Source organism: Agromyces sp. CCNWLW213, from assembly GCF_037199545.1.
Classification (GTDB): Bacteria; Actinomycetota; Actinomycetes; order Actinomycetales; family Microbacteriaceae; genus Agromyces.
On sequence record NZ_JBBBDX010000002.1, the window covers coordinates 261,745 to 288,323 of the forward strand.

27 protein-coding genes and 1 riboswitch are annotated in these 26,579 nt (G+C 73.0%); of the genes, 17 read left to right on the top strand and 10 right to left on the bottom strand.

Annotated features, from left to right (window positions below):
- The first annotated feature begins 101 nt into the window (after positions 1-101).
- From WBQ80_RS05495 to ribH, 6 genes are all read left to right on the top strand, one after another.
- On the top strand, positions 102-1,127 hold the full coding sequence (locus WBQ80_RS05495; RefSeq protein ID WP_336572910.1) for a sugar-binding transcriptional regulator: 1,026 nt from the start codon (positions 102-104) through the stop codon (positions 1,125-1,127).
- Between the two features lie 69 nt (positions 1,128-1,196).
- Positions 1,197-2,354 (top strand): hypothetical protein, encoded by a 1,158-nt coding sequence (locus tag WBQ80_RS05500; RefSeq protein WP_336572911.1) that lies wholly within the window; start codon positions 1,197-1,199, stop codon positions 2,352-2,354.
- 84 nt (positions 2,355-2,438) lie between these two features.
- A riboswitch (FMN riboswitch) is annotated at positions 2,439-2,584 on the top strand.
- A gap of 70 nt (positions 2,585-2,654) precedes the next feature.
- The gene (gene ribD, locus WBQ80_RS05505; RefSeq protein WP_336572912.1) at positions 2,655-3,719 is read left to right on the top strand and encodes a bifunctional diaminohydroxyphosphoribosylaminopyrimidine deaminase/5-amino-6-(5-phosphoribosylamino)uracil reductase RibD; all 1,065 of its coding nucleotides are present in this window, start codon (positions 2,655-2,657) and stop codon (positions 3,717-3,719) included.
- A gap of 2 nt (positions 3,720-3,721) precedes the next feature.
- Positions 3,722-4,378, top strand: coding sequence for a riboflavin synthase (locus tag WBQ80_RS05510; protein ID WP_336572913.1), 657 nt, complete (start codon positions 3,722-3,724; stop codon positions 4,376-4,378).
- The gene (gene ribB, locus WBQ80_RS05515; RefSeq protein ID WP_336572914.1) at positions 4,375-5,679 is read left to right on the top strand and encodes a 3,4-dihydroxy-2-butanone-4-phosphate synthase; all 1,305 of its coding nucleotides are present in this window, start codon (positions 4,375-4,377) and stop codon (positions 5,677-5,679) included. Before WBQ80_RS05510 ends, ribB begins: the two co-directional genes overlap by 4 nt.
- Entirely contained in the window at positions 5,676-6,146 is a 471-nt protein-coding gene (gene ribH / locus WBQ80_RS05520; RefSeq protein WP_336572915.1) for a 6,7-dimethyl-8-ribityllumazine synthase, read from the top strand. Before ribB ends, ribH begins: the two co-directional genes overlap by 4 nt.
- A gap of 65 nt (positions 6,147-6,211) precedes the next feature.
- Here the strand turns inward: ribH and WBQ80_RS05525 are convergent, their stop codons facing one another.
- The 3 genes from WBQ80_RS05525 to WBQ80_RS05535 all read right to left on the bottom strand — a co-directional run bounded on the left by WBQ80_RS05525 (position 6,212) and on the right by WBQ80_RS05535 (position 7,516).
- Positions 6,212-6,595: an SHOCT domain-containing protein gene (locus WBQ80_RS05525; protein WP_336572916.1), complete on the bottom strand. Its 384-nt coding sequence runs from the start codon at positions 6,593-6,595 to the stop codon at positions 6,212-6,214.
- Between the two features lie 132 nt (positions 6,596-6,727).
- A complete protein-coding gene (locus WBQ80_RS05530; protein ID WP_336572917.1) occupies positions 6,728-7,075 on the bottom strand; it encodes an SHOCT domain-containing protein in 348 nt (115 codons plus the stop codon).
- Positions 7,076-7,084: 9 nt separating this feature from the next.
- On the bottom strand, positions 7,085-7,516 hold the full coding sequence (locus tag WBQ80_RS05535) for a DUF6325 family protein (protein ID WP_336572918.1): 432 nt from the start codon (positions 7,514-7,516) through the stop codon (positions 7,085-7,087).
- A gap of 172 nt (positions 7,517-7,688) precedes the next feature.
- On the opposite strand from WBQ80_RS05535, the gene WBQ80_RS05540 reads away from it, so the two are divergent.
- A complete protein-coding gene (locus WBQ80_RS05540; protein ID WP_336572919.1) occupies positions 7,689-8,045 on the top strand; it encodes a hypothetical protein in 357 nt (118 codons plus the stop codon).
- Here WBQ80_RS05540 and WBQ80_RS05545 read toward each other — a convergent pair.
- Positions 8,005-10,698: an AMP-binding protein gene (locus WBQ80_RS05545; RefSeq protein ID WP_336572920.1), complete on the bottom strand. Its 2,694-nt coding sequence runs from the start codon at positions 10,696-10,698 to the stop codon at positions 8,005-8,007. The two genes, WBQ80_RS05540 and WBQ80_RS05545, sit on opposite strands and share 41 nt — an antisense overlap.
- Before the next feature lie 272 nt (positions 10,699-10,970).
- Here WBQ80_RS05545 and WBQ80_RS05550 point away from each other — a divergent pair, with 272 nt between their 5' ends.
- Both WBQ80_RS05550 and WBQ80_RS05555 read left to right on the top strand, forming a co-directional pair.
- Positions 10,971-12,491 (top strand): MFS transporter, encoded by a 1,521-nt coding sequence (locus WBQ80_RS05550; RefSeq protein WP_336572921.1) that lies wholly within the window; start codon positions 10,971-10,973, stop codon positions 12,489-12,491.
- Positions 12,492-12,620: 129 nt separating this feature from the next.
- Positions 12,621-13,028, top strand: coding sequence for a hypothetical protein (locus WBQ80_RS05555; protein ID WP_336572922.1), 408 nt, complete (start codon positions 12,621-12,623; stop codon positions 13,026-13,028).
- A 36-nt stretch (positions 13,029-13,064) separates the two neighbouring features.
- On the opposite strand, the gene WBQ80_RS05560 is transcribed toward WBQ80_RS05555, so the two are convergent.
- The 4 genes from WBQ80_RS05560 to WBQ80_RS05575 all read right to left on the bottom strand — a co-directional run bounded on the left by WBQ80_RS05560 (position 13,065) and on the right by WBQ80_RS05575 (position 16,159).
- Positions 13,065-13,415 (bottom strand): hypothetical protein, encoded by a 351-nt coding sequence (locus tag WBQ80_RS05560; protein ID WP_336572923.1) that lies wholly within the window; start codon positions 13,413-13,415, stop codon positions 13,065-13,067.
- Between the two features lie 103 nt (positions 13,416-13,518).
- Positions 13,519-14,346 (bottom strand): ABC transporter permease, encoded by an 828-nt coding sequence (locus WBQ80_RS05565; protein ID WP_336572924.1) that lies wholly within the window; start codon positions 14,344-14,346, stop codon positions 13,519-13,521.
- Positions 14,343-15,236 (bottom strand): ABC transporter permease, encoded by an 894-nt coding sequence (locus WBQ80_RS05570; RefSeq protein ID WP_336572925.1) that lies wholly within the window; start codon positions 15,234-15,236, stop codon positions 14,343-14,345. Before WBQ80_RS05570 ends, WBQ80_RS05565 begins: the two co-directional genes overlap by 4 nt.
- Positions 15,233-16,159, bottom strand: coding sequence for an ABC transporter ATP-binding protein (locus WBQ80_RS05575; RefSeq protein ID WP_336572926.1), 927 nt, complete (start codon positions 16,157-16,159; stop codon positions 15,233-15,235). Before WBQ80_RS05575 ends, WBQ80_RS05570 begins: the two co-directional genes overlap by 4 nt.
- 43 nt (positions 16,160-16,202) lie before the next feature.
- Between WBQ80_RS05575 and WBQ80_RS05580 the strand changes: the two genes are divergently transcribed.
- From WBQ80_RS05580 to WBQ80_RS05605, 6 genes are all read left to right on the top strand, one after another.
- Complete coding sequence (locus WBQ80_RS05580) at positions 16,203-17,123, top strand: pseudouridine-5'-phosphate glycosidase (RefSeq protein WP_336572927.1); 921 nt, start codon at positions 16,203-16,205, stop codon at positions 17,121-17,123.
- A complete protein-coding gene (locus WBQ80_RS05585) occupies positions 17,107-17,958 on the top strand; it encodes a carbohydrate kinase family protein (protein WP_337282484.1) in 852 nt (283 codons plus the stop codon). Before WBQ80_RS05580 ends, WBQ80_RS05585 begins: the two co-directional genes overlap by 17 nt.
- A gap of 32 nt (positions 17,959-17,990) precedes the next feature.
- Entirely contained in the window at positions 17,991-18,218 is a 228-nt protein-coding gene (locus tag WBQ80_RS05590) for a hypothetical protein (RefSeq protein WP_336572929.1), read from the top strand.
- Between the two features lie 90 nt (positions 18,219-18,308).
- Complete coding sequence (locus WBQ80_RS05595; protein ID WP_336572930.1) at positions 18,309-20,363, top strand: ABC transporter ATP-binding protein; 2,055 nt, start codon at positions 18,309-18,311, stop codon at positions 20,361-20,363.
- 145 nt (positions 20,364-20,508) lie between these two features.
- Positions 20,509-21,297 carry a hypothetical protein gene (locus WBQ80_RS05600; RefSeq protein WP_337282485.1) on the top strand — a complete coding sequence of 263 codons (789 nt, stop codon included), beginning with the start codon at positions 20,509-20,511 and terminating at the stop codon, positions 21,295-21,297.
- A 41-nt stretch (positions 21,298-21,338) separates the two neighbouring features.
- Complete coding sequence (locus WBQ80_RS05605; protein WP_337282486.1) at positions 21,339-21,809, top strand: 2'-5' RNA ligase family protein; 471 nt, start codon at positions 21,339-21,341, stop codon at positions 21,807-21,809.
- 74 nt (positions 21,810-21,883) lie between these two features.
- On the opposite strand, the gene WBQ80_RS05610 is transcribed toward WBQ80_RS05605, so the two are convergent.
- Positions 21,884-22,279: a DUF1622 domain-containing protein gene (locus WBQ80_RS05610; RefSeq protein WP_336572933.1), complete on the bottom strand. Its 396-nt coding sequence runs from the start codon at positions 22,277-22,279 to the stop codon at positions 21,884-21,886.
- Positions 22,280-22,460: 181 nt separating this feature from the next.
- Here WBQ80_RS05610 and WBQ80_RS05615 point away from each other — a divergent pair, with 181 nt between their 5' ends.
- A complete protein-coding gene (locus tag WBQ80_RS05615; protein ID WP_336572934.1) occupies positions 22,461-22,970 on the top strand; it encodes a CHRD domain-containing protein in 510 nt (169 codons plus the stop codon).
- 88 nt (positions 22,971-23,058) lie between these two features.
- On the opposite strand, the gene WBQ80_RS05620 is transcribed toward WBQ80_RS05615, so the two are convergent.
- Entirely contained in the window at positions 23,059-24,942 is a 1,884-nt protein-coding gene (locus tag WBQ80_RS05620; protein ID WP_336572935.1) for a phosphoenolpyruvate carboxykinase (GTP), read from the bottom strand.
- A 128-nt stretch (positions 24,943-25,070) separates the two neighbouring features.
- On the opposite strand from WBQ80_RS05620, the gene WBQ80_RS05625 reads away from it, so the two are divergent.
- Positions 25,071-26,513 (top strand): helix-turn-helix domain-containing protein, encoded by a 1,443-nt coding sequence (locus tag WBQ80_RS05625; protein ID WP_336572936.1) that lies wholly within the window; start codon positions 25,071-25,073, stop codon positions 26,511-26,513.
- Positions 26,514-26,579: the final 66 nt, after the last annotated feature.

Genomic DNA, 26,579 nt, shown 5'->3' on the forward strand with positions numbered 1-26,579 from the left:
TCACGCCGGGTTGCGGTGGGTGCCCGGCTGTGGATGAATACATCGTGAGCACACGCGCACATGCTTGCAACCGGAATGAACAAACGTGCAAGGGAGTTCGGATGACGGTGACGGATGCGACGGGGCCCGCACTGGACGGCGCCCTCCCCGACGGGAAGACCCGCGACGCGCTGCGCGCGGCGCACCTCTACTACCTCCAGGACCTGACGATGGACGCCATCGCGAAGGAGCTCCACACCTCGCGATCGTCGGTCTCGCGCCTGCTCAGCCACGCGCGCGCGACCGGGCTCGTGGAGATCTCGATCCACTCCCCGCTCGACCTGCCGAGCCGCCTGGAGCAGGAGATCCTCGAGCGGCACGAGGTCTCCGCGCACGTCGTGCCGGTGCCCGACCATGCGAGCGACGTCGACCGACTCGAGCGCGTGGCCCTCACCGCTGCACGGATTCTCAACCGGTTCATCGACTCCAACCAGACCATCGGCATCGCCTGGGGCTCGACCATGAGCGCCATGAGCCGGCACCTCGCCCCGAAGGCGACGCACAACTCGGAGGTCGTGCAGCTGAACGGGGCCGGGAACCTCCGCACGACCGGCATCCTGTACGCCTCCGAGCTGCTGCGCCGGTTCGGCGACGCGTTCGGCGCGCGAGTGCAGCAGTTCCCGGTGCCCGCCTTCTTCGACGACCCGGCCACCAAGGAGGCGTTCTGGCGCGAGCGGAGCACGCGCCGGCTGCTCGACCTCCAGGCGGCCATGGACGTCGCGATCTTCGGCGTCGGCTCCCCGTTCGCCGAGGTGCCGAGCCACGTCTACCAGGGCGGCTACCTCGAGCGGGCCGACTACGAGGCGCTCAGCCGGGACGGCGTGGTCGGCGACGTGGCGACGGTGTTCTACCGGGCCGACGGCTCGACCGACGGCATCGCGTTGAACGCGCGCGCCACGGGACCCGACTTCTCGGTGCTGCGCCGCGCGCCCCGGCGGATCTGCGTGGTCTCCGGGCCCGCGAAGCTGCCCGGCCTGAAGGGCGCGCTCGCGGCGGGGCTCGTGACCGACCTGATCGTGGACGAGGGGACCGCGCGGGGCCTCGTCGAGGAGCCGCCGGCGGTCCGGGGCGTCGCGACGGAATCGTGATCCACGGCGACGGCGCCGGGCGGTAGCGTGAGGCTCGCGGCCCCGGACGGCCGCGTACGAGAGGACCCCATGCACCCGTCCGACGAGCCGGGCGCCGCCCCCGCGCCGCGGCGTCCCGAGCGCCGCTCCCCCGGCGTCCGGGCGACCGCCGCGCTCGTCGCGGTCGTCGCCGTCTCGCTCGCCGGGCACCAACTCGTCGCCTCCGCCGCCTACGCGCAGGCGTGGCCCCTGTGGTCGGCCGCCGACGCCCGGTACGACGAGGCGACCGACGGACATGCCGCGGCCGTCGACCGCGGCGAGGCCGCGGTCGACCGGGCGACCGGCCTGCTCGAGGTCGCAGCGGGCGACCTCGTCGCCGCGGACGACCGCGCCGCGGTCGAGGCCGCGGTCGCCGAGGCCGCGTCGGTCGTCGCGATCCGGTCCGGCGGCGCGACCGGCATCGCCGCGCTGACGGCCCCCGACGACCCGGCGCCCGCCTGGGACCGCTACGCCGACCTCTGGGAGCTCGCCGAGCTCATCCCCGACCGTCACCGAGCCGCCGAGCGGATCGAGGACTCCACCGTCCGCGTGGCCGCGGCGACGCGCGCCCTGTCGGATGCCGCCGACGCGCTCGTGGACGGCGCCGAGGCGACCGCGGCATCCGTGCTCGACGCCAGCCCCGCGGCCGCGTACCGCACTCGCGCCGCGCTCGAGGCGGCGCTCGACGACTCGTCCGGCGGCTCCGGCTCGACGGTGCGGCTCACCGACCTCGCGACGGCGGTCACCGCGGTCCGCGACTCCCACGCGGCCGAGGAGGAACGGCGTCGGGCCCACCCCGTCCGGGCCGAGATCGAGGCGTTCGCGCGCTCGATCGCCTTCGGCGTCGAGATCGACTTCGCCTGGGACTACGTCGTCGGCGGCTACTCGAGCGACGGGTGGTACTCGGGCACGGCCGAGTTCTTCGACGACGGCGAGGGGTGGGGGCTCGTCTCGCTGAGCGAGAGCATCGAGCAGGCGTGGTCGTGGGACGAGAACGCCAAGGCGGTGGTCGTGCACGAGGTCGGCCACACGCAGGTGCTCCGCGAGGCGTGCCACGAGATCTTCAGCGGGCCGGAGTTCGGCGGCGACCACGAGGCCTGGGCGACGGCATGGGCCATCGGCATGGGCTACGACGTGCCCGGGTCGGGCATCGACGCCTACGGCCGGCCCAGCGACGCACAGATCGCCGCCGCCTCCGCGTGCCGCTGACGCCGACCACGGCGCGCGCGGCCCGGGGTCCCGCGGTCCGCGGGAATACCGGCGCCCCCACGGCGTTGACCTAGAATCGAATCGAAACGTGCTCCGGGGTCGGTGCAAGTCCGAACCGGCGGTGAAAGTCCGCGAGCCGGGAGCGCGTGGCCGTCCGGCCGCGCGCGAGCGGTTGAACCGGTGGAACTCCGGTACCGACGGTGAAAGTCCGGATGGGAGGCGGCACGGGTCGGTCGCGCAGCGCGTGACCGGCGTTTCCCGCGTCGCCGGGACCCCCGGAGCCTGGAAGGCAGGCACCCGATGTCCACGGCCACGCGAGCGGCGACGGATGCCGCGGCGATGCGCCGGGCGCTCGAACTCGCCGAGCGCGGCCCGGCCCGCGGGGTGAACCCCCGCGTCGGCTGCGTCATCCTCGCACCCGACGGCCGAACCCTCGCCGAGGGCTGGCACCGCGGCGCAGGCACCCCGCACGCCGAGGTCGACGCGCTCGAGCGGCTGGCCCCGGATGACGCGCGCGGAGCCACCGCGATCGTGACCCTCGAGCCGTGCAACCACACCGGCCGCACCGGGCCCTGCTCGCAGGCGCTCATCGCCGCGGGCGTCGCACGCGTCGTGTACGCGGTCGACGATCCGGGCGACCACTCCTCGGGCGGCGCCCGAACGCTCCGCGCCGCGGGCGTCGACGTCGAGGGCGGACTCCTCGCCGACGAGGTCGAGGCGTTCCTCGGCGACTGGCTCTTCGCCGCCCGCCACCGACGCCCGCGCATCACCGTCAAGTGGGCGTCGAGCCTCGACGGGCGCGTCGCGGCGGCCGACGGGTCGAGCCGCTGGATCACCGGCCCCGAGGCGCGCGCCGACGTGCACCTGCGTCGTGCGGCCGCCGACGCGATCGCCGTCGGCACCGGCACGGTGCTCGCCGACGACCCCTCGCTCACGGCCCGCGACGCCGACGGAGCCCTCCTCGACGCGCAGCCGATCCCCGTCGTGTTCGGCCGGCGCGAGGTGCCCGCGGGCGCGGCGCTCGCACGCCATCCGCACGACGTCCTGCAGTTCCCGGGCGCCGACCTCGGCGCGGACCTCGCCGAACTCCAGCGCCGCGGCGTCCGCTCGCTCTTCGTCGAGGGCGGACCGACGCTCGCGAGCGCGTTCGTCGCGGCGGGACTCGCCGACGAGCTGCTCGTGTACCTCGCGCCCGCCGTGATCGGCGGCCCCCGGACCGCCATCGCGGACGTGGGCGTCGCGACCATCGCCGACGCCCTCCGCTACGACTTCGCCGACCTCGTGCGCCTCGGCGACGACCTGCTCGTCGTCGCGCGGCCGCGCACGTCGGCGCACCCCGAATCCACCACCCGAGAGAAGGCCTGAGCATGTTCACCGGAATCATCGAGGAGCTCGGCGTCGTCGCGCGAGTCGAGCCGCACGCCGACGTCGTGCGGCTGACCGTCCGCGGCCCGAAGGTCGTCGAGGGGGTCCGTCACGGCGACTCCATCGCGGTGTCGGGCGTCTGCCTCACCGTCGTCGCCGCCGATGCGGAGTCGTTCACGGCCGACGTCATGGCGCAGACCCTGCGCATGTCGACGCTCGATGACGTCGCGGAAGGACGGGGCGTCAACCTGGAGCGCGCCGCCCTCGTGGGCGACCGGCTGGGCGGCCACATCGTGCAGGGCCACGTCGACGGCACCGCCGACGTGATCGACGTGCGTCCGGGCGACGAGTGGCGCGTCATCCGGTTCTCGCTGCCCGACGCGCTCGCGGCGCTCGTCGTCGACAAGGGGTCGATCGCCGTCGACGGCGTCTCGCTCACCGTCAGTTCGCTCGGCGACGAGCCCGATGGCTCGTGGTTCGAGGTCTCGCTCATCCCCGAGACGCTGGCCGCGACGACGCTCGGCCGGCTCGCGCCGGGCGACCGGGTCAACCTCGAGACCGACGTGCTGGCACGGCACGTGCAGCGGATGCTTCGACTCGACGCCCATCGCGCGCTGCCGTCGTCGGTGGCCGAGCCGTCGATCGGGGGCGTCCGATGAGCCTCGCGACGATGCCCGAGGTCCTCGAGGCGCTGCGCGCGGGCAAGCCCGTGATCGTGGCCGACGACGAGGGCCGCGAGAACGAGGGCGACGCCATCATGGCCGCCGAGTTCGCGACCCAGGAGTGGATCGCGTGGATGGTCCGCCACACGAGCGGCTACCTGTGCGCGCCGATGCCGAACGCCGCGGCCGACCGCCTCGGCCTGCCGCTCATGGTCGAGCGCAACGAGGACGCGCGCGGCACCGCGTACACGGTCTCGGTCGACGCGGCCGACCGCATCTCGACGGGCATCTCGGCGTCCGACCGCGCGCACACGCTGCGGATCCTCGCCGACCCCGAGGCGACCCCCGACCGGCTCATCCGCCCGGGGCACATCCTGCCGTTGCGCGCCGTCGACGGCGGCGTGCGCGAGCGGGCCGGGCACACCGAGGCGGCGGTCGACCTCATGCGCCTCGCGGGCCTCTCCCCCGTCGGCGTCATCGGCGAGCTCGTCGACGACGACGGCGAGATGATGCGCCTGCCGAGGCTGATCGCCTTCGCCGAGCAGGAGGGCCTCCCGGTCACGACGGTCGAGGCGCTCATCGCGTGGCTCCGCGAGCATCACGAGGGCGAGGACCTCGCCGCGGGCGAGGCGCCCGAGCCCATCGCCGAGTCGCCGCGCGTGCAGTTCGAGGTCGAGACGAACCTGCCCACCGTCCACGGCACGTTCCGTGTGCGCGCCTACCGCGACCGCAGCACCGGCGCCGACCACCTCGCGATCATCGCGGGCGACCCCGGCGCCGACCCGGCGGGCGCCATCGCGCGCGTGCACTCCGAGTGCCTGACCGGCGAGGCCATGGGCTCGCTCAAGTGCGAGTGCGGCCCACAGCTCGACACGGCGCTCGCCACGATCGCCGAGCACGGCGGCGTCGTCGTGTACCTGCGCGGCCACGAGGGGCGCGGCATCGGGCTCATCAACAAGCTGCGCGCGTACCGGTTGCAGGAGGGCGGGCTCGACACCCTCGATGCGAACCTCGCGCTGGGCCTGCCGATCGACGCGCGCGACTTCACCGCGGCGAGCGCGATCCTCGACGACCTGGGCGTGGAGCGGGTGCGCCTGCTCACCAACAACCCCGAGAAGGTGCGCCAGCTCGAGGCGCACGGCATCCGCGTCTCCGATCGCCTGCCCCTCGTCGTCGGCGTGGGGGCCGGGAACGCGGGCTACCTCGAGACCAAGCGCACCCGCATGGGACACTCGATCGACGACGGCCAGCTCACCGAGGCCGCCGCGGACGCACTGCTGAGAGGACACGCATCATGAGCGGAGCCGGATCCCCCGAACTCGACGTCGACGGCCGCGGCCTCCGGGTCGTCGTCGTCGCCGGCAGCTGGCACGACGAGATCACCGACGGCCTCATCGCGGGCGCGACGGGCACCCTCGAGCGGGCGGGCGCCGAGTTCGAGCTGGTCCGGGTCCCCGGCAGCTTCGAGCTCCCGGTGGTGTCCAAGGCCGCACTCGAGGCGGGCGCCGACGCGGTCGTGGCGCTCGGCGTGATCATCCGCGGCGGCACGCCGCACTTCGAGTACGTGTCGTCGGCCGCGACCGACGGACTCACGCGCGTCGCCCTCGACACGGGCAAGCCGGTCGGCTTCGGCGTGCTGACCCTCGACGACGAGCGGCAGGGCCTCGACCGGGCCGGCCTGCCCGGCTCGAAGGAGGACAAGGGGCGCGAGGCGGCCGAGGCCGCGATCGTCACCGCGAACGCGCTGCGCGCCCTGCGCGGCTGACGGGGGTCGGCGCGCCCGCCCGGCGCGCCCGCCGGCCGGACGCCGCACCGGCATCCGGCCGGCGCTCAGAACTTCGAGCCGAGGGCCTTCGCCTTGATCGCCTCGAACTCCCCGTCGGTGATCACGCCCTGGTCGCGCAGCGCCTGGGCCTTCGCGATCTCGTCGGCGGGGTTCGCGAACGACATCCGGCGGTACTCCTCCTGGCTGTACTCCTCGTACTCGACCTGCTTGCGACCCGACCGCTCCGCCATGCCCTTGCCGCGCGCGATGAGGTAGACGAGGCCCGTGATCCACGGCAGGAAGACCAGCAGCACGAGCCACAGCGCCTTCATCCAGCCGTTCAGCTCGTGGTCGCGGAAGACGTCGATGACGATGTAGACGAGCACCAGGATGTAGGCCACGTAGGCGAACATCCAGAAGTAGAACCAGATCCAGCTCCACAGGTCCATGCCCGAACCCCTTTCGTTCGTTCCCGGGCGCTCCCGGCGCCGGCGGCGCGCACGCCCCGCTCGGCTCGCAATGCGGACCCGGCCGGCCCGTGGACCACGCGATCGCGTCGTCCGGCCCGGACGGGCAGCGGGTCAGCCGAGCAGCTTGGCCTTCGCCGCGGCGAACTCCGCGTCGTCGAGGATCCCCTGCTCGCGCAATGCGGCGAGCTTCTGCAGCTCGCCGACCACGTCGACGCCCCCGCCCGGGGCCGGCGGCGGAGGCGGTGGGGGCGGTGCGGCAGCGGCGGCCTGCTGGGCCTGGTACTGCTGCGCCTCCCACTGCTGCTGCGCCGCCATCTGCTGCTCCGCCTGCTGGTCGGCGTAGCGCTGCTGCTGGCGCCGTTGGACGTTGCCGCTCACGGCGGTCGCCGTCCCGGCCACGACGGCCGTTCGCGCGGCCATGCCGATCAGTCCCGGCCGGCCTCCTCTGCCCAGTGGCATGTCGTCCTCCTATTCCTCGGCCGCCGCAGCGGCGAACACCTCGTTGACCACGGAGGCGGGGATCCGCTCCACTTGGAGGACCTCGCCGCCGGACGCCGCGAACGCCGAGGCGAGCCGCTTCGCCCACAGCAGCTCGATCGCCATGACGGCGCCGGCCGTGCCGGGCGGGATCGCGTCGGCGAGCTCGTCGATGTCCTCGTCGCCGATCACGCCGGTCGCCTCGAGCTCGACGACCGTGAAACCGTACTCGTCTCGGAACTCCTCGAACTCGCGAACGGTCACCTCCCCGCCCTCGCCGCGCGCGACGATGAGCAGGTCGAGCAACCTGATCTCGTCACTCACCATCAGCTCGCCGAGCGCCGAGAGGGTCGCGTCGTCGGGGCGGTCCCCCTCGAAGCTCACCACGTAGATGTCGACCGGCCCGTACTCGAATTCCGCCATCGCTCCCCCTGCCCCAGGATGCCGCGGCACTCGCCGCCTCACGATTCAAGTGCACGGGGCGGCGGGCCCATGTGCCGAAAGTCCCGCTCGGCACCCGACTTCCGATCGAATCCGCCGTGTCCGGACCCGCTCGGCTGTCGCTCGCGGCCGCGCGGCTCGTAGGCTCTGGAGCATGGACGTCATCCGCATCATCCTCGTCATCCTCCACTTCGTCGGCCTCGCGTCGCTGCTCGGGGGGTTCCTCGTGCAGACCAAGGCGATCGCGCGCGGCGAGGGGAAGGTGCTCGTCGCGATGGTGCACGGGGCGCTCACGCAGCTCGTGACCGGCGTCCTGCTCGTCGGCGTGGCCGAGATGGGCGACCTCTACGACGTCGACAGCATCAAGATCGCGGTGAAGCTGCTCGTCGCGGTCCTCATCACCGTGCTCGTCTTCGTGTTCCGCAAGAAGGACCCGGCCCCGTCGTGGGCGCTCTGGGCCATCGGCGGCCTCACGCTGCTGAACGTGATCGTCGCGGTCGCCTGGCGCTGAGCCGCCCGCCCAGCCGGGTCCAGGCCCACCACGCCGCGATCCCGACGGCGAACGAGGCCGCGATCGCGAGCGGCGGCGAGACCTCCTCGATCGGCGGGTACACCTGCCAGTGCGTGAGGTAGACGAACATCGAGGCCGATGCCACGGTGCCGATCCCGCCCGCGAGCACCGCCGGCACGGGCAGGCTGGTCGCCCACACGAGCAGGCCGAGACCGGCGACCACGACGGCCTCGCGCAGCGGGTCGCCGAAGAAGCCCGGCACGGTGGCGAGCACGACCGCGCTCGCCACCAGTCGACGCCGGACGCTCGTCGATCGGGCCACCAGCCAGCCGAGCGCGATCAGCCAGGCCACGCCGGGCAGCTCGTAGTGCAGCGGTGACGTGGCGGCGGTGCCGCCGGATGCCGCAGAGCGGATCGCGAGCGCCACGACCAGCACGACGGCGGCGAACGCGTAGGGTCGCCGCCGCTCGAGCGCGTCCAGCCCCGGAACGGCGACGATCGCGGCGATGGCGAGGACGGCCCAGACGAGCGCCTCGATGAACCAGAGGTGCCGCTGGTCGCTCCACGCCTCGTCGGAGCCGAGGAGCCAGTTCGAGAGCGCGACGGTCGCCGGGTCGTACGTGCGCGCGATGAGGGCGACGCCGCCCACCCAGAGCACCGCGGGCACGGCGATCGCGCGGACGCTGCGCAGGAGCCCCCGGACACGGAGGGCCCGGGCGGCACGCGCGCGCCCCGGCGCGGCATCCGTCGCCGAGCGACCCGGCGTGAGCCGGAACCGGGCGAGGTTGAAGCCCGCGACGGCGAGGAGCAGGTGCGCCCCGCCCTGCAGCTGGACGACGTCGGCGTGGGTCGCCACGATGAGGACGATCGCGAGGGCCCGCAGGACCACCGAGGTCTCGACGCGCGCGACGCGTCGGCGGTGGGGCGCCGGCGCGCTCCCGCTTCGGGGCCGGGGCGTCCTCGCCGGCGCCGCCGCCCCGGCGTCGGCGCTCGCATCGGCAGTCCCGGGCGCCGTCGCGACCGGCTCGGCGAGGTCGCGGATCCGGCGGCTCGGCCAGTCCGCGGGCAGTGCCCCGACGCGTGACTCCAGCTGCAGCGCCAGTTCGACGTAGTTGAGGGAGTCGCCGTCGAGGCTCGCGAAGCTGTCGTCCGGCGTCGCGTCGGGACGGCCCAGCATCTCGGCGTAGACGTCGCGGAGCTCGTCGGCGGAGGTCGCGCCGGAGGGCGCGTCCGCGGCATCCGTCGACCGGAGGAGCGCCGCATGCGCACGGAGCGCCGCATGGTCGGGCTTGCCGTTCGGCGTGCGCGGGAACTCGGCGACGGTCCGCACGTCGAAGGCGTGCGCGGGGAGACCGGTGATCCGCGCGACCGACTGCCGAGCACGCTCGACGCCCCGCTCCTCGCGGACGAACACGGCGAGCCGCTCGTCGACGCCGACCGCGCGCGCGTCGATGCCGGCGTCCGCGAGCCCGCGCTCGATGCGGTCGAGGTCGAGGCGCAGGCCGAAGGCCTTCACGAAGCGGTTGAGGCGCCCGGTGATCTCGTAGAGCCCGTCCGCGCGCCGCCGGGCGAGGTCGCCGGTGCGGAGCTCGGCGAGCTCGGGCCCGCGCGCGAGGTCGGCCGGCGACTCCGCGTAGCCCATCATCACGTTGGGCCCCGAGTACACGAGCTCGCCCTCGCCGGGGCCCGCGCCGCCCGCGCCCTCGTCGATCCGGAAGGCTCCGCCGGGGATCGGCACGCCGATGGCGCCCGCGGCGGTCTCGGCGAGCTCGGGCGGCAGGTAGGCCATGCGCGCGGTCGCCTCGGTCTGGCCGTACATCACGACGACGTCGAAGCCGCGTTCTCGGCCGAGCCGGGCGAGGCGGCGCACCCGCTCGGGCGCGAGCCGACCGCCCGCCTGGGTCATGTAGCGGAGCGTCGGATGCGAGCGCCGGTCGAAGTCGGTCGACTCGAGCAGCTCGTAGGTGTAGGGCACGCCCGCGATCGACGTGGCCCGGTGCTCGTCGAACTCGGACCAGAACGCCGGTTCGACGACGGACCGATCGGTGAGCAGCAGGCTGCCGCCCGCGACGAGGTGGCTGTTGACGACCGAGAGCCCGTAGCAGTACTGCACGGGCAGCGTGGTCGCGGCGCGATCGGCGGGTGTGAGCCGCAGGTACTCGGCGATGCTGCGCGCGTTGGCGACCACGTTGTCGCGCGACAGGCGCACGAGCTTCGGTGATCCGGTCGATCCCGACGTGCTCGCCAGCAGCGCGAGATCCGGGTGGAACTCGTGCCGGCGCCCGTCTCCCGAGTGCCGGACCTCGACCTCGGCGCGGTCTCCTCCGCCGCGCGCCGTCACGACCACGTCGGGGGCGTACCGCCCGGCGAGCGCGTCGAGGCTCGCGTCGCCGGCGCCGTCGGGCGCGACGAACAGCAGCGGATGGCCGCCGGCCAGCGCAGCGAGGTAGGTGACCACCGTCTCGACGGTGTTCGAGCCCGAGAGGAACACGAGCCGTCGCCCCGTGCCGAGCTCGGCCCGCCGGGCGGCGACGCGATCGGCGAGCTCGCCGTAGTCGACGGTTGCCGCGGGCGTCACGAGTGCGGGCGCGTCCGGGTCGCCGCCGAGCAGGTCGAGCGCGGCGGGCTCGGTCCGGGTCAGGGTCGTGCGCACGTGGATGGCCGTTTCATGGGGTCGCGCCGGAGCATCGGCAAGATCAGGTAAGGCTTACCTTACGTCACATCCGCCCCCGGTCGAAATCGCGCACCGTCGCCGTTCGTCGCATGCCGCGACCGCTCGTCGCGCCCGGCTCGCTCGCCGCCGTCGAGCGCCGTAGGGTGTGCAGGTTGCCACAAGCAGCGGTTCGACCATGCCCGATCCGCGGTCCGCGCCCCATCCCGGCGCCCCGCGACGGCCCATCGCCTGCACCGGAGTCCCGCCCTGCCATGACCGCAACCTCCTCCCCCACCGACCCGAACGCGACGACGGAGGCGCCGTCGCCCGCCGCTCCCGCGAACTCGCGCGGCCGCGTCATCCTCGCGAGTCTCGTCGGCACGACCATCGAGTTCTACGACTTCTACGCGTACGCCACCGCGGCCGTGCTCGTGTTCCCGATCCTGTTCTTCCCCACGGGGGACGACACCACCGCGCTGCTGGCCTCGTTCGCCGTGTTCGGCGCCGCCATGGTGGCCAGGCCCGTGGGCGCCATCGTCTTCGGTCACTTCGGCGACAAGCACGGCCGCAAGGCGACGCTCGTCGCGTCGTTGCTCACCATGGGCATCGCGACGTTCCTCATCGGACTGCTGCCGACATACGACCAGGTCGGCTGGTGGGCCGCGCTGCTGCTGCTGGTCATGCGGCTCGCACAGGGCTTCGCGCTCGGCGGCGAGTGGTCGGGCGCCGCGCTCGTCGCGACCGAGAACGCGCCGAAGGGCAAGCGCGCCTGGTACGGCACGTTCCCGCAGCTCGGGGCGCCGCTCGGGTTCATCATCGCCAACGGCGTGTTCCTCGCCATCAACCTGCTCGCCCCGTCGCGCGAGTGGTTCTTCGAGTGGGGATGGCGGGTGCCGTTCCTGTTCTCGGCCGTCATGGTCGTCGTGGGCCTCTGGGTCCGCCTGAGGCTCGTCGAGTCGAGCACCTTCACCAGGGCCGCCGAGAAGGGCGCGATCCGCAAGCTGCCCCTGGGCGCCGCCTTCCGCCACAACTGGCGCGAGCTCATCCTCGGCACCTTCATCATGCTGGCCACGTACGTGCTGTTCTACCTGATGACGAACTTCACCCTGTCGTACGGCACCAAGGCCGCCGACCTCGAGACCGCCTCCGCCGCCGCCGAGGCCGCCGCCGCGGCATCCGGCGCCGAGTTCGACGCGAACGCGTTCGCGGCGCAGTTCTACCCCGGTCTCGGCTTCGCCTACGCCGACTTCGTCACCATGCAGATCATCGGCGTCGTCTTCTTCGGCATCTTCACGCTGCTCTCCGGTCCCATCGCCGACACCATCGGCCGGCGCCGGCTGCTGATCTGGGTGACCGCGGCGATCATCGTCTTCGGCCTCACCTTCAACCTGTTCCTCCTCCCGCAGCTCGACCCGAAGTTCACGGGCGCGCTCACGCAGGCGTTCCTCGTGTTCGGCTTCGTCCTCATGGGGGCGACGTTCGGGCCCATGGGCGCGCTGCTGCCCGAGTTGTTCCCGACCAACGTGCGCTACACGGGCTCGGCGGTCGCGTACAACGTGTCCTCCATCCTCGGCGCGGCCGTCGCCCCGCTCATCGCGGTGGCGCTCTGGGCGGCCGCCGACGGCCAGCCCTGGCCGGTCGGCATCTACCTCTCGACGATGGGCGTGCTCACGCTCGTCGCGCTGCTGCTCTCGAAGGAGACGAAGGACGTCGACTACGACGACGCGGGCGTCGGCGCCGACCGCCCGGCGGCGCGCGTCGCCGAGGGCGAGGCCGAGTCCGCGTCCCTCTGACGACGACCCCCTACTGGCGGCTGCGGCCCCGGCGTAGCATGACGCCCGACAGGGTCGCCGGGTCCGCAGCCGGCAACGTCGACGCCCGGCCCCGGACGGCGAGGTACGCGGATGAACATGACGATGGACATGATGAAGGGCGCGATGTCGGGGTCGGGCATGCCCATGAAGGACATGGACATGTCGATGATGCAGGACGCCATGGAGGCCCTGTCGGCCTGCATGCAGGCGTGCGTGATGTGCGCCGACGCCGACGCGGCCGATGGCATGGGCCGCTGCGGGGCGATGTGCTCCAACTGCGCCCACGTGTGCGACGCGATGATGCGGATGATGCTCCGCACGAACGGCTACGACATGCGCGTGATGATGTCGATGATGGACACGTGCGTCATGATGTGCCGCGCCTGTTCCGAGGAGTGCGCGAAGCACGCCGAGATGAGCGAGCACTGCCGCATGTGCGCCATGGCGTGCGACCAGGCGGTGGCGGCCATGGAGAGGATGATGGGCGCGATGCGGGAGATGATGCCCGCGAGCTGACCCGCTCGACCGACGGCCGAGGCGAGCGACGCCGCCTCAGGCCGCGGCGACGCTGAACCGGTCCTCGCCGCGCGCCAGGACGTCGTAGACGTCGTGGAGCGCGACGGGGTCGCCGGCGCCGAGCCGGCCGCGGAGCCCCTCGTGGTGCCACACCCGGCGGGCGCCGCCGTCGAGGTCGACCAGCTCGACGAATCCGTCGCCGTGCACGGCGACGACGACCGCGTCGACCCACCGGCTCGCGGCGATGCGCGAGAGCCGCTCCTGCATGGGATGCAGGTCGTGGCCCGGCCGGAGGCTCGAGCACGCCTGCCCCTCGATGCAGCCGCGCATGCCCATCGCGAGGCCCGGCCGGGACTCGGCGGCGGCGTGCGGCTTCGGGGTCGACATGGGGTGCTCCTCGCGGATCGGTGGCGTGCAGGCGACGATACGCGCGCGGCCGGCGGATGTCGCCGCGCGCCGTCACACGCGGAAACACTCGCGGACCGGCACCTCAGTCGAGGAACAGCGCCCGGAGCCGCTTCGTCGTGAAGACCATGCCGATGACGACCATGACGAGGTAGTAGGCCACGTGCACGAGCATCGCCGGGCCGACCACGCCGGTGGTGAGACCGCGCACGAGCTCGACGCCGTGCCAGAGCGGCAACGCCTGGATCACCCACTGGATCGGCTCGGGATACACCGTGAGCGGGTAGAACGTCGCCGAGAAGAGGAACATCGGCAGCATGACGAAGTTGATCCAGTCCATCTGCTGGAACGTCGTCAGGTAGCTCGTGACCGCCATGCCGATGCTCGCGAACCCGAACGCGATGAGCAGGACCGCGGGGATCGCGAGCACCGCCCACCACGACAGGTTGAGGCCCAGGACCTGCATGACCAGCATGAAGCCGCCTGCGTAGAGCGCACCGCGCAGCAGCGCGAGCGAGATCTCGCCGAGCGCCACGTCGAGCGGGCCGAGCGACGTCGCGAGCATGCCCTCGTAGAGCTTGGCGAAGCGGATCTTGAAGAACACGTTCCAGGTGGAGTCGTAGATCGCGCCGTTCATCGCGGCGACCGCGAGCAGGGCGGGCGCGATGAACGCGGCGTACGGGACGTCGCGCCCGTCGACCATGACCGTGCCGACGAGTGCGCCGAGGCCGATGCCGAGCGAGAGCAGGTAGAAGACCGGCTCGAACAGGCCGCTCACCATCACGAGCCAGTTCGTGGAGCGCGTCGCGCGCCAGCCGCGGTACATGACCGCCCGCGAGTTGCCCGCGTACAGGGCCCCCACGCCGCGGCGTCCCGCGCCGCGGTGCTCGAGGGCGTGATCGACGAGGGTCATGCGGCCAGCCTCCGGACGGCGATCCGGCGGGCCCACAGCCAGCCGGCGGCGGTCATGGCGACGAGCACGACGACGTGCAGCACGCTGAGCCAGACTGGTTCGGCGTAGCCGAACGTGACCACCCGCGACAGTTCGGTGCCGTGCCACAGCGGCGAGATCCAGCCGATCCACTGCAGGAACCACGGCAGCTGGGTGAGCGGGAAGAAGGTGCCGGAGAACAGCGTGAGCGGCAGCACGACGAGGCGCTGCACCATCGCGAGCTGCCCGGTGTCCTCGCGGATCGACGACGCGTAGGCCATGAGCAGCGTGCCGAACGCCATGCCGGTGAGCGTCGCGATGGGGATGGCGAGCCAGCCGCCCGGCGAGGGCACGGCCCCGAACAACAGCATGAACGCGAAGTAGATCGCGACCGTCGCCGCGAGCCGCACCACCACCGAGACGACGAGCCCGTCGACGATCTGCCCGGGACTGATGGGGCCCGAGTGCATGCCGGTGAACGTCGGGTTCCACTTGTAGCCGAGCAGGACCGGATACGAGAACTCGATCGTCGCGGTCGTGAGCGCGGCGCTGCACAGCAGCGCGGGCGCGACGAAGACCAGGTAGCCGACCCCGCCCGCCTCGAGCGAGAGGTTCTGGTCGACGAGCGTCGCGAGCCCGACGCCCATGGCGTAGAGGTAGATGATCGGCTCGCCGAACCCCGTGACGAGGATGGTCTGCGCGTAGGACCACATGACGCGGAACCGATGCTCGGCGACGTACCACGCCCCGAACCGGCGCGGGCGCGCGCCGCCGGCGAGCGCCCGGCGCGCGTCATCCGTCGTCGCCTCGTCGGTCGCCGACGGGTCCCGGTGCGGGGCTTCGCTCCGACTCGACCACCGGGAACCGCTCATTCGACGAGGGTCCGTCCGGTGAGGCGCAGGAAGACGTCTTCGAGGCTCGACCTGCGCACCAGGCTCGTGATCGGGTGCAGGCCCGCGGCGGAGATGCGCTCGAGCTCGGCCTCGCCGTCGGCCGTGTAGACGAGGATGCGGTCGGGGAGCACCTCGATGCGGTCGCCCGAGCCCTCGAGCGCGCGCGCCACCTCTTCGTTGCGCTCGGAGCCGAACCGCAGCTCGAGCACCTCGCGCGAGGAGTACTGCCGGATGAGTTCGGCGGGCGACCCCTCGGCCATGATGCGGCCGTGGTCGACGACCACGAGCCGGTCGCACAGCTGCTCCGCCTCGTCCATGTAGTGGGTCGTGAGCACGAGCGTCTTGCCCTGCTCCTTCAGCCGGAACAGGCGGTCCCACAGGATGTGGCGCGCCTGCGGGTCGAGGCCCGTGGTGGGCTCGTCGAGCAGGATGATGCGCGGGTCGTTGATGAGCCCGCGCGCGATCGTGAGGCGCCGCTTCATGCCGCCCGACAGGGCGTCGACCTTCGCCTGGCCGCGATCGGCGAGCTGGGCGAAGTCGAGCAGCTCGTCGGCGCGCTCGGCGACCACCCGGCGCGGCAGCCCGAAGTACCGGCCGTAGACCAGGAGGTTCTCGCGCACGCGCAGTTCCATGTCGAGGTTGTCGGCCTGCGGCACGACGCCGAGCTGCGAGCGGATGTCGGGACCATGCCGGTCGGGGTCGAGCCCGAGGATCGACAGCTCGCCCTCGGTGCGCGTCGAGACCGCGCCGATCATGCGCATGGTCGTCGACTTGCCGGCGCCGTTCGGACCGAGCAGGCCGAACGACTCGCCGGGCGCGACCTCGAACGTGAGGCCGTCGACGGCGGCGAAGTCCCCGTAGCGCTTGACGAGGTCTCGGGCGACGATCACGGGCTGCGGCACGGTTCACCACCCTAGACCCGGCGGCCGACATAGCATGAGCCGCATGCAGACCGCCCCCTCCGCCGGCATCCGCATCGCCGATCGCGTGCGCGACGCCGTCGCCGCCGGACGCCCCGTGCTCGCCCTCGAGTCGACGATCCTCACGCACGGCCTGCCGAGGCCGCGAAACCTGGAGGTCGGCCTCGAGACCGAGGCGCTCGTGCGCGAGACGGGGGTCGAGCCGGCGACGATCGGCGTGGTCGACGGCGTGCCCGTGGTCGGACTCGACGCCGCCGGGATCGAGCGCCTGTGCGGCACCGACTCCGTCGTGAAGGCCAGCACTCGGGACCTCCCCGTCGCGCGGGCACGACGACTCGACGCCGGCACGACCGTCGCGGCGACGGCGTGGCTCGCCCACCGCGCCGGGATCCGCGTGTTCTCGACGGGCGGGCTGGGCGGCGTGCACCGCGGCGCGAACGCCACGTTCGACGAGTCGGCCGACCTGCCCTCGCTCGCGACGACGCCGATCACGGTCGTGAGCGCGGGGGTGAAGTCGATCCTCGACATCCCGGCGACCCTCGAGCGGCTCGAGACGCTCGGCATCACGGTGGTCGGGTACCGCACCGACCGGTACCCCGGCTTCTACGTGGCCGATTCGGGGTTCCCCGTCCCGGCACGCGTCGAGTCGGCGGCGGAGGCCGCCGACCTCGCCCGCGCGCGCGACGGGCTCGGGCTCCCGTCGGCCGTCCTCATCGCGAACCCCGTCCCGGAGGCCGAGCAGCTCGACCCCGGAGTCCACGACCGCGTGCTCGCCGAGGCGCTCTCGGCAGCGGATGCCGCGGGCGTCACCGGCCACGACACGACCCCCTTCCTCCTCGACTTCGTGCAGCGCGCGACGGGCGGGCGCAGCCTCGAGGTGAACCTCGCCGTGTACCGGGGCAACGCGCGGCTCGGCTCGGAGATCGCACGTGCCCTCGCCGGCTGACGCGCCGCACGACGACGACGTGCTCGTCGTCGTCGGCGACCTCCTCGAGGACGTCGTGGTGTGGGCGACCGAGCCGATCCGCGCCGCGACCGACTCGGCCGCGCGCGTGTTCCGCGCGCGCGGCGGAAGCGCTGCGAACGTCGCGGCGCATGCGGCCGCCCGCACGCCCACCCGGTTCATCGGCCGGGTGGGCGACGACGCCGCGGGGCGCACGCTCGAGGCGGCGCTCGCGGGATCCGGCGTCGACGTGCGCGTGCAGCGCGCGGGCCGGACCGGCGCCGTCGTGCTCATCGTGGCGCCGGACGGGGAGCGGACCATGTTCCCGGACCGCGCCGCCGCGGCCGGGCTCGAGGGCGTCGATCCGGCCTGGCTCGACGGCGCGGCGTGGCTGCACGTGCCGAGCTACGGGTTCGAGCACGATCCGATGCGTTCGGAGGTGCGCCGGCTCGCGGCTCGGGGACGCGACCTCGGTGCCCGCCTGTCGATCGACGCCTCCTCGACCGGGCTCATCGACGGCCTCGGCGTCGCGCGCGTGCTCGCCTGGTACGCGCAGCTGCGGCCCGACGTGCTCCTCGCGAACGAGACCGAGGCCGAGCTGCTGGGCGTGGCCGGCGGCGGGCCCGTCGCGGCGTCCGTCTGCCGCAGGCTCGTCGTGAAGCACGGTCCCGAGCCGACCGAGGTGTTCGACGACGGCGCGCTCGTCGCGCGCGTGCCCGTCGCCCCCGTCGTCGGCGTCCGCGACCTGACCGGCGCGGGCGACGCGTTCGCGGCCGGCTACCTCGCGGCCGCGGCATCCGTCATCACGTCGCCCGGCGCAGACGTCAACACAGGTTGACTGTCGCCCATCCGTCAACTATGGTTGACGCCATGGACGACGGAGCGCTCAGGACCGCGATCGCCGCAGCCGACGGCGACGACCCCTACCGGGCGCTGCGCCGCATCCGGGCGGCACGCGTCGAACTCGTGCGCGAACTCGATCGGGCCGAGGCCACCGCGGTGCGTCGCGCCCGTGCCGCCGGCGCGAGCTGGCAGCTCATCGCGCTCGCACTCGAGGTGAGCAGGCAGGCTGTCCACAAGAAGTACGGGCGCGCCTGAACTCCCAGCCGTCCCCCGTATGCTGCAAGGCGGCCCGCGACCGCCGCGAACGGATGCCGCCGCCGCGCGCCCACGCGACAGGAAGACGAGATGAGCGAGATCGAGATGCGCCCCGGCACGCGAGCCGAGGCACGCGCCGCGGAACGCGCGGCCGCACGCTCGGCGCGGACCGGCGGGATCCCCCTGCCCGGCCGCCGCGCCGCAGGAGCCGATGCCGACGCGGACGCGTCCGCGGCCGGTGCCGACCAGGCGCAGGGTGGTCGCGCCGACCCGGCCGGACGCCGCGACCCCTTCGGCCGACGCGGCGAGACCCCGCCCGGGCCCCGGGCGACCTTCCGGCAGCTGCTGCCGTTCATCTTCGAGCACCGACCGGTGCTCATCATCGTCGCGGTCCTCTCGGTCATCGGCGCGATCGCGAGCCTCGCCCAGCCCCTCCTCGTCGGCCGGGTCATCACGATCGTCGAGGCCGGCGACCCGCTCGACGGCCTCGTCTGGGCGCTCATCGCGCTCGTCGTGCTGAGCGCGATCATCACGGGATACCAGCACTACCTGCTGCAGCGCACGGGCGAGGGCGTCGTGCTCTCGAGCCGCAAGCGCCTCGTCGCCAAGATCCTCCACCTGCCCATCGCCGAGTTCGACACCCGGCGCACGGGCGACCTCGTCTCGCGGGTGGGCAGCGACACGACCATGCTCCGCGCGGTCCTCACGCAGGGCCTCGTCGAGGCGATCGGAGGCGCCGTCACCTTCATCGGCGCGATCATCGCGATGCTCGTCATCGACCCCGTGCTGCTCGGGCTCACCGTGCTCGTGGTCGCGATCGCCGTCACGACCGTCACCCTCCTCTCGGCGCGCGTGCGCGAGGCGTCGCGCGCCGCGCAGGAGAAGGTGGGCGACGTCGCCGCCTCGGTCGAGCGCGCGATCTCATCGGTGCGCACCATCCGGGCCGCGGGCGCCACGGAGCGCGAGGTCGCCGACGTCGGAGTCCAGGCCGAGGGCGCGTGGCGCATGGGCGTGCAGGTCGCGCGCATCTCCGCGCTCATCGTGCCGATCGCGGGCATCGCGATGCAGGTGTCGTTCCTCGTCGTGCTCGGCGTCGGCGGGTTCCGCGTGGCATCCGGCGCGATCACCATCGCCGACCTCGTCGCGTTCATCCTGTTCCTGTTCATGATGATCCTCCCGCTCGGGCAGGCGTTCGGGGCGATCACGTCGGTGAACCAGGCGCTCGGCGCGCTCGGGCGCATCCAGGAGATCCTCGACCTCCCCGACGAGGATGCGCACGACCGCCGCATCGCGGCGCGCGCCGTCATGGTGGGCCCCGCCAACGAGGGCCTGCTGCCGGAGGCCCCGGCCATCGAATTCGACGCTGTGCACTTCGCGTACGCGGTCACGACGCCGAACGACCCCGCCGACCCCGCGAACGAGTCGGCCGACGAGCACCTCCCCGAACCCGACGTGACCGACCGCCAGCCGGTGCTGCGCGGCGTGTCCTTCCGGGTGCCGCGCGGGCAGCGCATCGCGCTCGTGGGCCCGTCGGGCGCGGGGAAATCGACGATCCTGTCGCTCATCGAGCGGTTCTACGACCCGAGCGTCGGCACGATCCGCATGGGCGGACTCGACCTCCGTTCGATCGAGCGCACCGAGCTGCGCGCGCAGATCGGCTACGTCGAGCAGGATGCGCCCGTGCTGGCCGGCAGCCTCCGCGACAACCTCAGGCTCGGCTCCCCCGACGCGACCGACGACGAGTGCGTGCACGTGCTGCACGCCGTGAACCTCGGCGGCGTGCTCGAGCGCGACCCGGCCGGGCTCGACGCGCAGGTCGGCGAGAACGGCATCATGCTCTCGGGCGGCGAGCGCCAGCGCCTCGCGATCGCGCGCGCCCTGCTCGCGGCGCCGCCGATCCTGCTGCTCGACGAGTCGACGTCCTCCCTCGACGGCGTCAACGAGCGCATGATGCGCGAGGCGATCGACGCCGTGTCGGCGGGCCGGACGCTCATCGTGATCGCGCACCGGCTGTCGACCGTCGTCGACTCCGACCGCATCATCGTGCTCGACGAGGGCCGCGTGATCGGCGAGGGCACGCACGACGAGCTCGTCCGGGCGGTGCCGCTCTACCGGGAGCTCGCCGAGCACCAGCTGCTGGTCTGACGCGGACCGCCGCCATCCCGGTTCAGGGTTGTCCCCCATGCCGTCCCGGGGCGTGCGCGGATGCCGCGGGGTGCCGCGGTTCGTAGCGTGTCCTCCATTCGAGTCACCCGGCGCGCCCGCGCCGCATCGACGGAGGACCATCACCATGACCATGCTCGACGCCCCCCGAACCGCCGACCGCGCACTGCCCGCCCGCGACCTCGCGGCCGTGCTCGCGGCCCCGCCCACCGACGCCGCGCCGGAGGCCGGTCCGGACTTCGCCGCGCTGCGGGCCCGCCTGCAGTCCTGGCTGCGCGAATGGGACACCCAGCGCCTGCCCGCGTTCGAGCAGGCGCGCACCGTCGCGCCGGACGGCGAACGCCACAGCTCGCTGCGCTCGGCGCCCACGCGCACCGACGGCGCCGTCCGGATCACCGCGAGCCTCTACGACCCGCCGAACCGGCAGGGCGGTCCGCTCGCGTGGTCACGCAACTGGGCCAGCTCGGTCGTGCTCCCCGCCGCACCCGCCGACGGGCGCGTGTTCTACCGCTTCCGGGTCGGCAGTCGCCTGGTGCTCGACGGCCGCGCCGAGACCGCGCTCGCCTCGACGAGCGTGCACGTCGGCGTGGTGCCGGATGCCGCATCCGCGAGCTCCTTCGACGCGCCGGGCTTCGCGACCCCCGCGGTGCGCCCGCTCGTGGGCGTCGAGGCGCGCGAGGACGTCGACGCGCGCGCCGAGCACGACGTCGAGGGGTCGATCGCGGTGCGCGCCGGCCAGTCGCCGGTGCTCGGCATCGTGTTCGGCACCGATGTCGTGTTCCGCGACGGATGGATGCGCGTGCACGAGGGCTCGGGCCTCTGGGTCGGCACCGCCGGCGGCGGCCCCACCGGTTCCGTCGAGATCCGCTTCGCCCCGGACGCGCTGCTCGACCTGTTCGGCGAGGCCGGCATCTGAACCGACCGAAGCGGCCCATGCCGCCCGCGTACGCTGGGCGCATGGGCCGCTTCGCCGTCGTCCTGCCCCTCGAGCCGGTCACCGCCGGCGAGTCGTTCCCGGTCTCCGCATGGCCGCTGCACGTGACCGTGGTCGAGCCCTTCGAGACGCACCACGAGGCGGCCTGGGTCGTCGCGCTCCTCGGACCGGTGCTGCACGGCCGGCGGGCGGTCGACGCCGACGCGTCCGATCGCGCCATGTTCGGCACCCGACGCGACGTGCCGGTCACGCTCCTCCGCGACGCCGGCCCCCTCGGCGCGATGCGGGTCCGGGTGCTGTCGGCGCTTCGCGAAGCGGACGTCGACGTCGCGCGGGCTCGCGCCGACTACCGTCCGCACGTCACCGACACCGCGCACGGCACCGTCGCGCCCGGGCGGAGGGTCCGGCTGACCCAGGTCGCGCTCGTCGACCTCAGGCCGCCCGAGGGACGCGCGATGCGCACGGTCCTCGCCGTCTGGCCGCTCGAGTCCTGATCATCGCGCTCAACGGTCGAGTGCCGGTCGGCACCCCTTCCCGGCGGTCACGCGATCGGGCAGCGGCATCGTGGTCACGGTCGATCTGCCGCGACCGGCCGGACGGTGTCGTCATCGGGCTCGACGACTCCGGCGCCGGCCTTCTGCCACGGCCAGCGACCGGAGATCTCGACCTCGAGCGACCAGCTGAGGAAGGTCCGGATCACGACGATGAGCGCGAGCACGCTCACCGATTCGAGGGTCGGCGTGACCGCCACCGTGCGGATGATGTCCGCCGCGACGAGCAGCTCGAGGCCGATCAGGATGCCGCGCCCGAGCACCCGGCGGAAGCGCGCGTAGACGGGGCCGGTCCGACGGACCCGCCGGATCGCGGCATCCGCCGACGCGTAGAGCACGCCGACCACGATCGCCGCGACGCCGAGCACGTCGATGGCCTCGCCGACCCTCGTGATCACCGTGCCGAACTCCATGCGTCCCTCCGCGGCTCACGGTAGCCCCGGCCCGGGAGGAGACGACGGAGGTCGCGCGCGTGGCGCGCACGCGACGCACCCGCGTCTCGGAATGGGGCTTTACGCGGCCGCGCCTCGGGTCGAGAATGCGAGCATCGGCCGACGCCGAGGTCGGGCGATGACTGCAGACAGGGGTCCGATCATGAGAGCGTCCAACATCCTGCTCGCCGCCGCACTCGCCGCGGCCGCCTCGATGGCACCCGTCGCCGCCCAGGCGGACGACACGACGTGGACCGCGCAGCTCAGCGCCGCCGAGGAGGTGCCGGCCAACGCGTCGCTCGCGCGCGGCGTGGCCGTCTTCCGGCTCTCGTCGGACGGGAGCGCGCTCGAGTACCGGCTCATCGTGGCGAACCTGCACAACCCGATCGCGGCGCACATCCACCTCGGCGAGGCGGGGACGAACGGCGCGGTCGTCACCTTCCTGTACGGACCGGCGGCCGCCGGTGCCGGGCGGACGAGCGGCGTGATCGCCACGGGATCGATCACCGACGCCGACCTCGTCGGCCCGCTCGCCGGTCAGACGCTCGACGAGCTGCTCGCCGCGATCGAGGCCGGCGACGCCTACGTCAACGTGCACACCAACGACGGCGGCCCGGTGACGAACGAACCGGGCGACATTCCCGGCGGCGAGATCCGCGGCCAGATCGACTGACGCGCTCCCACGACGAGACGACGGATGCCGCGGGCGTGGCGCGCCTTCCCGTGCACGCCGCGCCCGCGGCATCCGTCGCCGTCGGTCGTCAGGACTGCTGCGGCTGCTGCGCCTGCTGCTGCAGGTGGTACCGCAGGCTCGACAGCTCCGCCCGCAGGGCGGCCGGCACGCGGTCGCCGAACTGGGCGAAGTACTCCTCGGTGAGGTCGCACTCGGCGAGCCACGTCGTCGGATCGACCTCGAAGAGATGGTCGATCGTGTCCTGCGAGAGGTCGAGGCCGTCCAGGTCGAGCGAGCCGTCGGCGGGCAGCAGGCCGATCGGCGTCTCGCGCGCCTCGGCGGTGCCCTCCACTCGGCCGACGATCCACTCGAGCACGCGGGAGTTCTCACCGAACCCCGGCCACAGGAACGAGCCGTCGTGGCCCTTGCGGAACCAGTTGACCTGGAAGATCTTCGGCGCGTTCACGTCGAGGATGCGGCCCATCTTGACCCAGTGGCCCCAGTAGTCGGCCATGTTGTAGCCGCAGAACGGGAGCATCGCGAACGGGTCGCGGCGGAGCTCGCCGACGGTCCCCTCGGCGGCGGCGGTCTGCTCGGACGAGATGGTCGCGCCCATGAAGACGCCGTGCTTCCAGCTGCGGGCCTCGGCGACGAGGGGCACGTTGGTGGCGCGGCGGCCGCCGAACAGGATCGCGTCGATGGGCACGCCGTCGTGGGCGTCCCAGTCGTCGGAGATCTGCGGGCACTGCGCCGCTGCCACCGTGAAGCGCGAGTTCGGGTGCGCTGCGGGGCGGCCGGACCCGGGGGTCCACGGCTTGCCCTCCCAGTCGATGAGCTCGGCCGGCGCGTCGTCGGTCAGGCCCTCCCACCAGACGTCGCCGTCGGGGCGCAGCGCCACGTTCGTGAAGATCGTGTTGCCCCAGAGCGTCTGGACCGCGGTCGGGTTGGTCGACTCGCCGGTGCCCGGCGCGACGCCGAAGAAGCCGGCCTCGGGGTTGATCGCGTAGAGGCGGCCGTCCTCGCCGGGACGCATCCAGGCGATGTCGTCGCCGATCGTCTCGACCTTCCAGCCCGGGATCGTGGGCTGCAGCATGGCGAGGTTCGTCTTGCCGCAGGCCGACGGGAACGCCGCCGCGACGTGGTACGCCTTCCCCTCGGGCGAGGTGATCTTGATGAGCAGCATGTGCTCGGCGAGCCATCCCTCGTCGCGCGCCATGACGCTCGCGATGCGCAGGGCGAACGCCTTCTTCGCGAGGAGCGCGTTGCCGCCGTAGCCCGAGCCGTACGACCAGATCTCGCGCGAGTCGGGGAACTGGACGATGTACTTGGTGTCGTTGCACGGCCACTCGACGTCGTCCCGGCGGTGCCCGACCCCGTCGACGAGCGGGTATCCGAGCGAGTGGATGGTGCGCACCCACGGCTCGCCGGCCTCGATCAGCCGGTACACCTGCTCGCCCATGCGCGTCATGATGCCCATGGAGAGCACGACGTACGGGGAATCGGTGATCTCGACGCCGAGCTGGCTGATGTCGCCGCCGAGCGGGCCCATCGAGAACGGCACGACGTACATCGTGCGGCCCTTCATCGAGCCGTCGAAGACCTCGGTGAGTTCCTCGCGCATCGCGTGCGGGTCGCGCCAGTTGTTCGTGGGGCCCGCGTCCTCCTCGTAGGTGGAGCAGATGAACGTGCGGTCCTCCACGCGCGCGACGTCCGAGGGGTCGGTGCGGGCCAGGTAGCTGTTGGGGCGCCACTCGGGGTTGAGTTTGATGAGCTTGCCCTCGGCGACGAGCTGCCGGGTGAGCTCGTCGGCCTCGCGCTTCGAGCCGTCGCACCAGACGATCTCGTCGGGCTTGGTCAGGGCGGCGATCTCGGCGACCCAGGCCTTCAGTGCGGCGTCGGTGGTGCCCTTGGCGTGCGCCTGCTCGTCGGCGGCCGCGCCCGGGCCGTTGACGGTGAAGTCGGAGATGGTCATCGTCGTCCCTTCGTGGAGGTTCGGGAAGCACCGGGATCGGTGATGTGCTTCCAGTCTGCGAGCAGAAGCGGCATCCGTTCGACGAGATCTGATGTTAAGAATTGCACATCTTTCGATATTCTCAAGGCATGAAGCTCGGCAGCCCCGACCTGGCCACGCTCGGCCACCGCATCCGCCACTACCGCGGCGAGCGCGGCCTCACCCTCGACCAGCTCGGCGCCGCCGTGGGCCTCGCCGGAAGCCAGCTCTCGCTCATCGAGAACGGCAAGCGCGAGCCCAAGCTCTCGACCCTCGATGCGCTCGCGTCGGCGCTCGAGGTCGACCTGGCCGACCTGCTCTCACGCGAGGCGCCGAGCCGGCGCGCCGCCCTCGAGCTCGAGCTCGCGCGCGCGCAGGCCAATCCGCTGTACGCGGCGCTGGGACTGCCGCACGTGAAGCCGACGCGCGGCATGCCCGACGAGTCGCTCGAGGCGATCGTGGGCCTGCACCGCGAGCTCGAACGGCGGGCGACCGAGGCGATCGCGACGCCGGAGGAGGCGCGTCGCGCGAACACGGACCTGCGCGAGCGCATGCGCGAGCAGGCCAACCATCTGCCCGACATCGAGGACCTGGCCGAGGAGCGCGTGCGCGCCTCGGGCCACCGGTCGGGCGCACTCACCCATCGCGAGGTGAGCGTCATGGCCGAGCAGCTCGGCTTCCAGCTCATCTACGTCAACGACCTGCCCGACTCGACGCGCTCCATCACCGACCTCGAGAACGGGCGCATCTACCTGCCGCCGGCCTCGATCCCCGGGGGGCACGGCCTGCGGTCGATGGCGCTCCAGGCGATGGCGCACCGGCTCCTCGGCCACACTCCCCCGGCGAGCTACGACGAGTTCCTGTGGCAGCGGCTCGAGATCAACTACTTCGCGGCGGCGTGCCTCATGCCGCAGGACGCGTCGGTCGCGTTCCTGCAGCAGGCGAAGAAGGAGAAGCGCCTCGCGATCGAGGACTTCCGCGACGCGTTCGGCGTGACCCACGAGGCCGCGGCGCTCCGGTTCACGAACCTCGCGACGAGCCGGCTCGACATGACGGTGCACTTCCTGCGCGTGAACGGCGACGGCGCACTGCTCAAGGGGTACGAGAACGACGGGCTGCCCCTGCCGACGGATGTCACGGGCTCGATCGAGGGACAGTGGGTGTGCAAGCACTGGAGCGCCCGTCGCGCGTTCGAGCACACCAACCGCACGACGGAGAACTACCAGTACACCGACACGCCCGCGGGCACGTTCTGGGACGCGACGCAGACGGGGCGCACGGATGCCGCGGAGTTCTCGATCACCGTCGGCGTGCCGTTCAGCCAGGCGAAGTGGTTCCGCGGTCGCGAGACCACGGTGCGCGCGACGTCGACGTGCCCCGACGAGTCGTGCTGCCGCCGCGCGCCCGACGGCCTCGCGGAGCGGTGGGCCGGCCGCGCGTGGCCGAGTGCGCGACTGCACGCGCACGTGCTCTCGCCGCTGCCCTCCGGCACGTTCCCCGGCGTGGACGACGCGGAGGTCTACGCCTTCCTCGAGGCGCACGCCACGGAGTAGGACGTACCCGCCGTGGCGACATCCGGCATCGGGTGTCTTGCAATAGTGTGTGACGCACGGTACAGT

Coding starts and splice junctions, on each gene's coding strand:
- WBQ80_RS05495 (WP_336572910.1), top strand. CDS start 102: ATGACGGTGACGGATGCGACGGGGCCCGCACTGGACGGCGCCCTCCCC.
- WBQ80_RS05500 (WP_336572911.1), top strand. CDS start 1,197: ATGCACCCGTCCGACGAGCCGGGCGCCGCCCCCGCGCCGCGGCGTCCC.
- ribD (WP_336572912.1), top strand. CDS start 2,655: ATGTCCACGGCCACGCGAGCGGCGACGGATGCCGCGGCGATGCGCCGG.
- WBQ80_RS05510 (WP_336572913.1), top strand. CDS start 3,722: ATGTTCACCGGAATCATCGAGGAGCTCGGCGTCGTCGCGCGAGTCGAG.
- ribB (WP_336572914.1), top strand. CDS start 4,375: ATGAGCCTCGCGACGATGCCCGAGGTCCTCGAGGCGCTGCGCGCGGGC.
- ribH (WP_336572915.1), top strand. CDS start 5,676: ATGAGCGGAGCCGGATCCCCCGAACTCGACGTCGACGGCCGCGGCCTC.
- WBQ80_RS05525 (WP_336572916.1), bottom strand. CDS start 6,595: ATGGACCTGTGGAGCTGGATCTGGTTCTACTTCTGGATGTTCGCCTAC.
- WBQ80_RS05530 (WP_336572917.1), bottom strand. CDS start 7,075: ATGCCACTGGGCAGAGGAGGCCGGCCGGGACTGATCGGCATGGCCGCG.
- WBQ80_RS05535 (WP_336572918.1), bottom strand. CDS start 7,516: ATGGCGGAATTCGAGTACGGGCCGGTCGACATCTACGTGGTGAGCTTC.
- WBQ80_RS05540 (WP_336572919.1), top strand. CDS start 7,689: ATGGACGTCATCCGCATCATCCTCGTCATCCTCCACTTCGTCGGCCTC.
- WBQ80_RS05550 (WP_336572921.1), top strand. CDS start 10,971: ATGACCGCAACCTCCTCCCCCACCGACCCGAACGCGACGACGGAGGCG.
- WBQ80_RS05555 (WP_336572922.1), top strand. CDS start 12,621: ATGATGAAGGGCGCGATGTCGGGGTCGGGCATGCCCATGAAGGACATG.
- WBQ80_RS05560 (WP_336572923.1), bottom strand. CDS start 13,415: ATGTCGACCCCGAAGCCGCACGCCGCCGCCGAGTCCCGGCCGGGCCTC.
- WBQ80_RS05565 (WP_336572924.1), bottom strand. CDS start 14,346: ATGACCCTCGTCGATCACGCCCTCGAGCACCGCGGCGCGGGACGCCGC.
- WBQ80_RS05570 (WP_336572925.1), bottom strand. CDS start 15,236: ATGAGCGGTTCCCGGTGGTCGAGTCGGAGCGAAGCCCCGCACCGGGAC.
- WBQ80_RS05580 (WP_336572927.1), top strand. CDS start 16,203: ATGCAGACCGCCCCCTCCGCCGGCATCCGCATCGCCGATCGCGTGCGC.
- WBQ80_RS05590 (WP_336572929.1), top strand. CDS start 17,991: ATGGACGACGGAGCGCTCAGGACCGCGATCGCCGCAGCCGACGGCGAC.
- WBQ80_RS05595 (WP_336572930.1), top strand. CDS start 18,309: ATGAGCGAGATCGAGATGCGCCCCGGCACGCGAGCCGAGGCACGCGCC.
- WBQ80_RS05600 (WP_337282485.1), top strand. CDS start 20,509: ATGACCATGCTCGACGCCCCCCGAACCGCCGACCGCGCACTGCCCGCC.
- WBQ80_RS05605 (WP_337282486.1), top strand. CDS start 21,339: ATGGGCCGCTTCGCCGTCGTCCTGCCCCTCGAGCCGGTCACCGCCGGC.
- WBQ80_RS05610 (WP_336572933.1), bottom strand. CDS start 22,279: ATGGAGTTCGGCACGGTGATCACGAGGGTCGGCGAGGCCATCGACGTG.
- WBQ80_RS05615 (WP_336572934.1), top strand. CDS start 22,461: ATGAGAGCGTCCAACATCCTGCTCGCCGCCGCACTCGCCGCGGCCGCC.
- WBQ80_RS05620 (WP_336572935.1), bottom strand. CDS start 24,942: ATGACCATCTCCGACTTCACCGTCAACGGCCCGGGCGCGGCCGCCGAC.
- WBQ80_RS05625 (WP_336572936.1), top strand. CDS start 25,071: ATGAAGCTCGGCAGCCCCGACCTGGCCACGCTCGGCCACCGCATCCGC.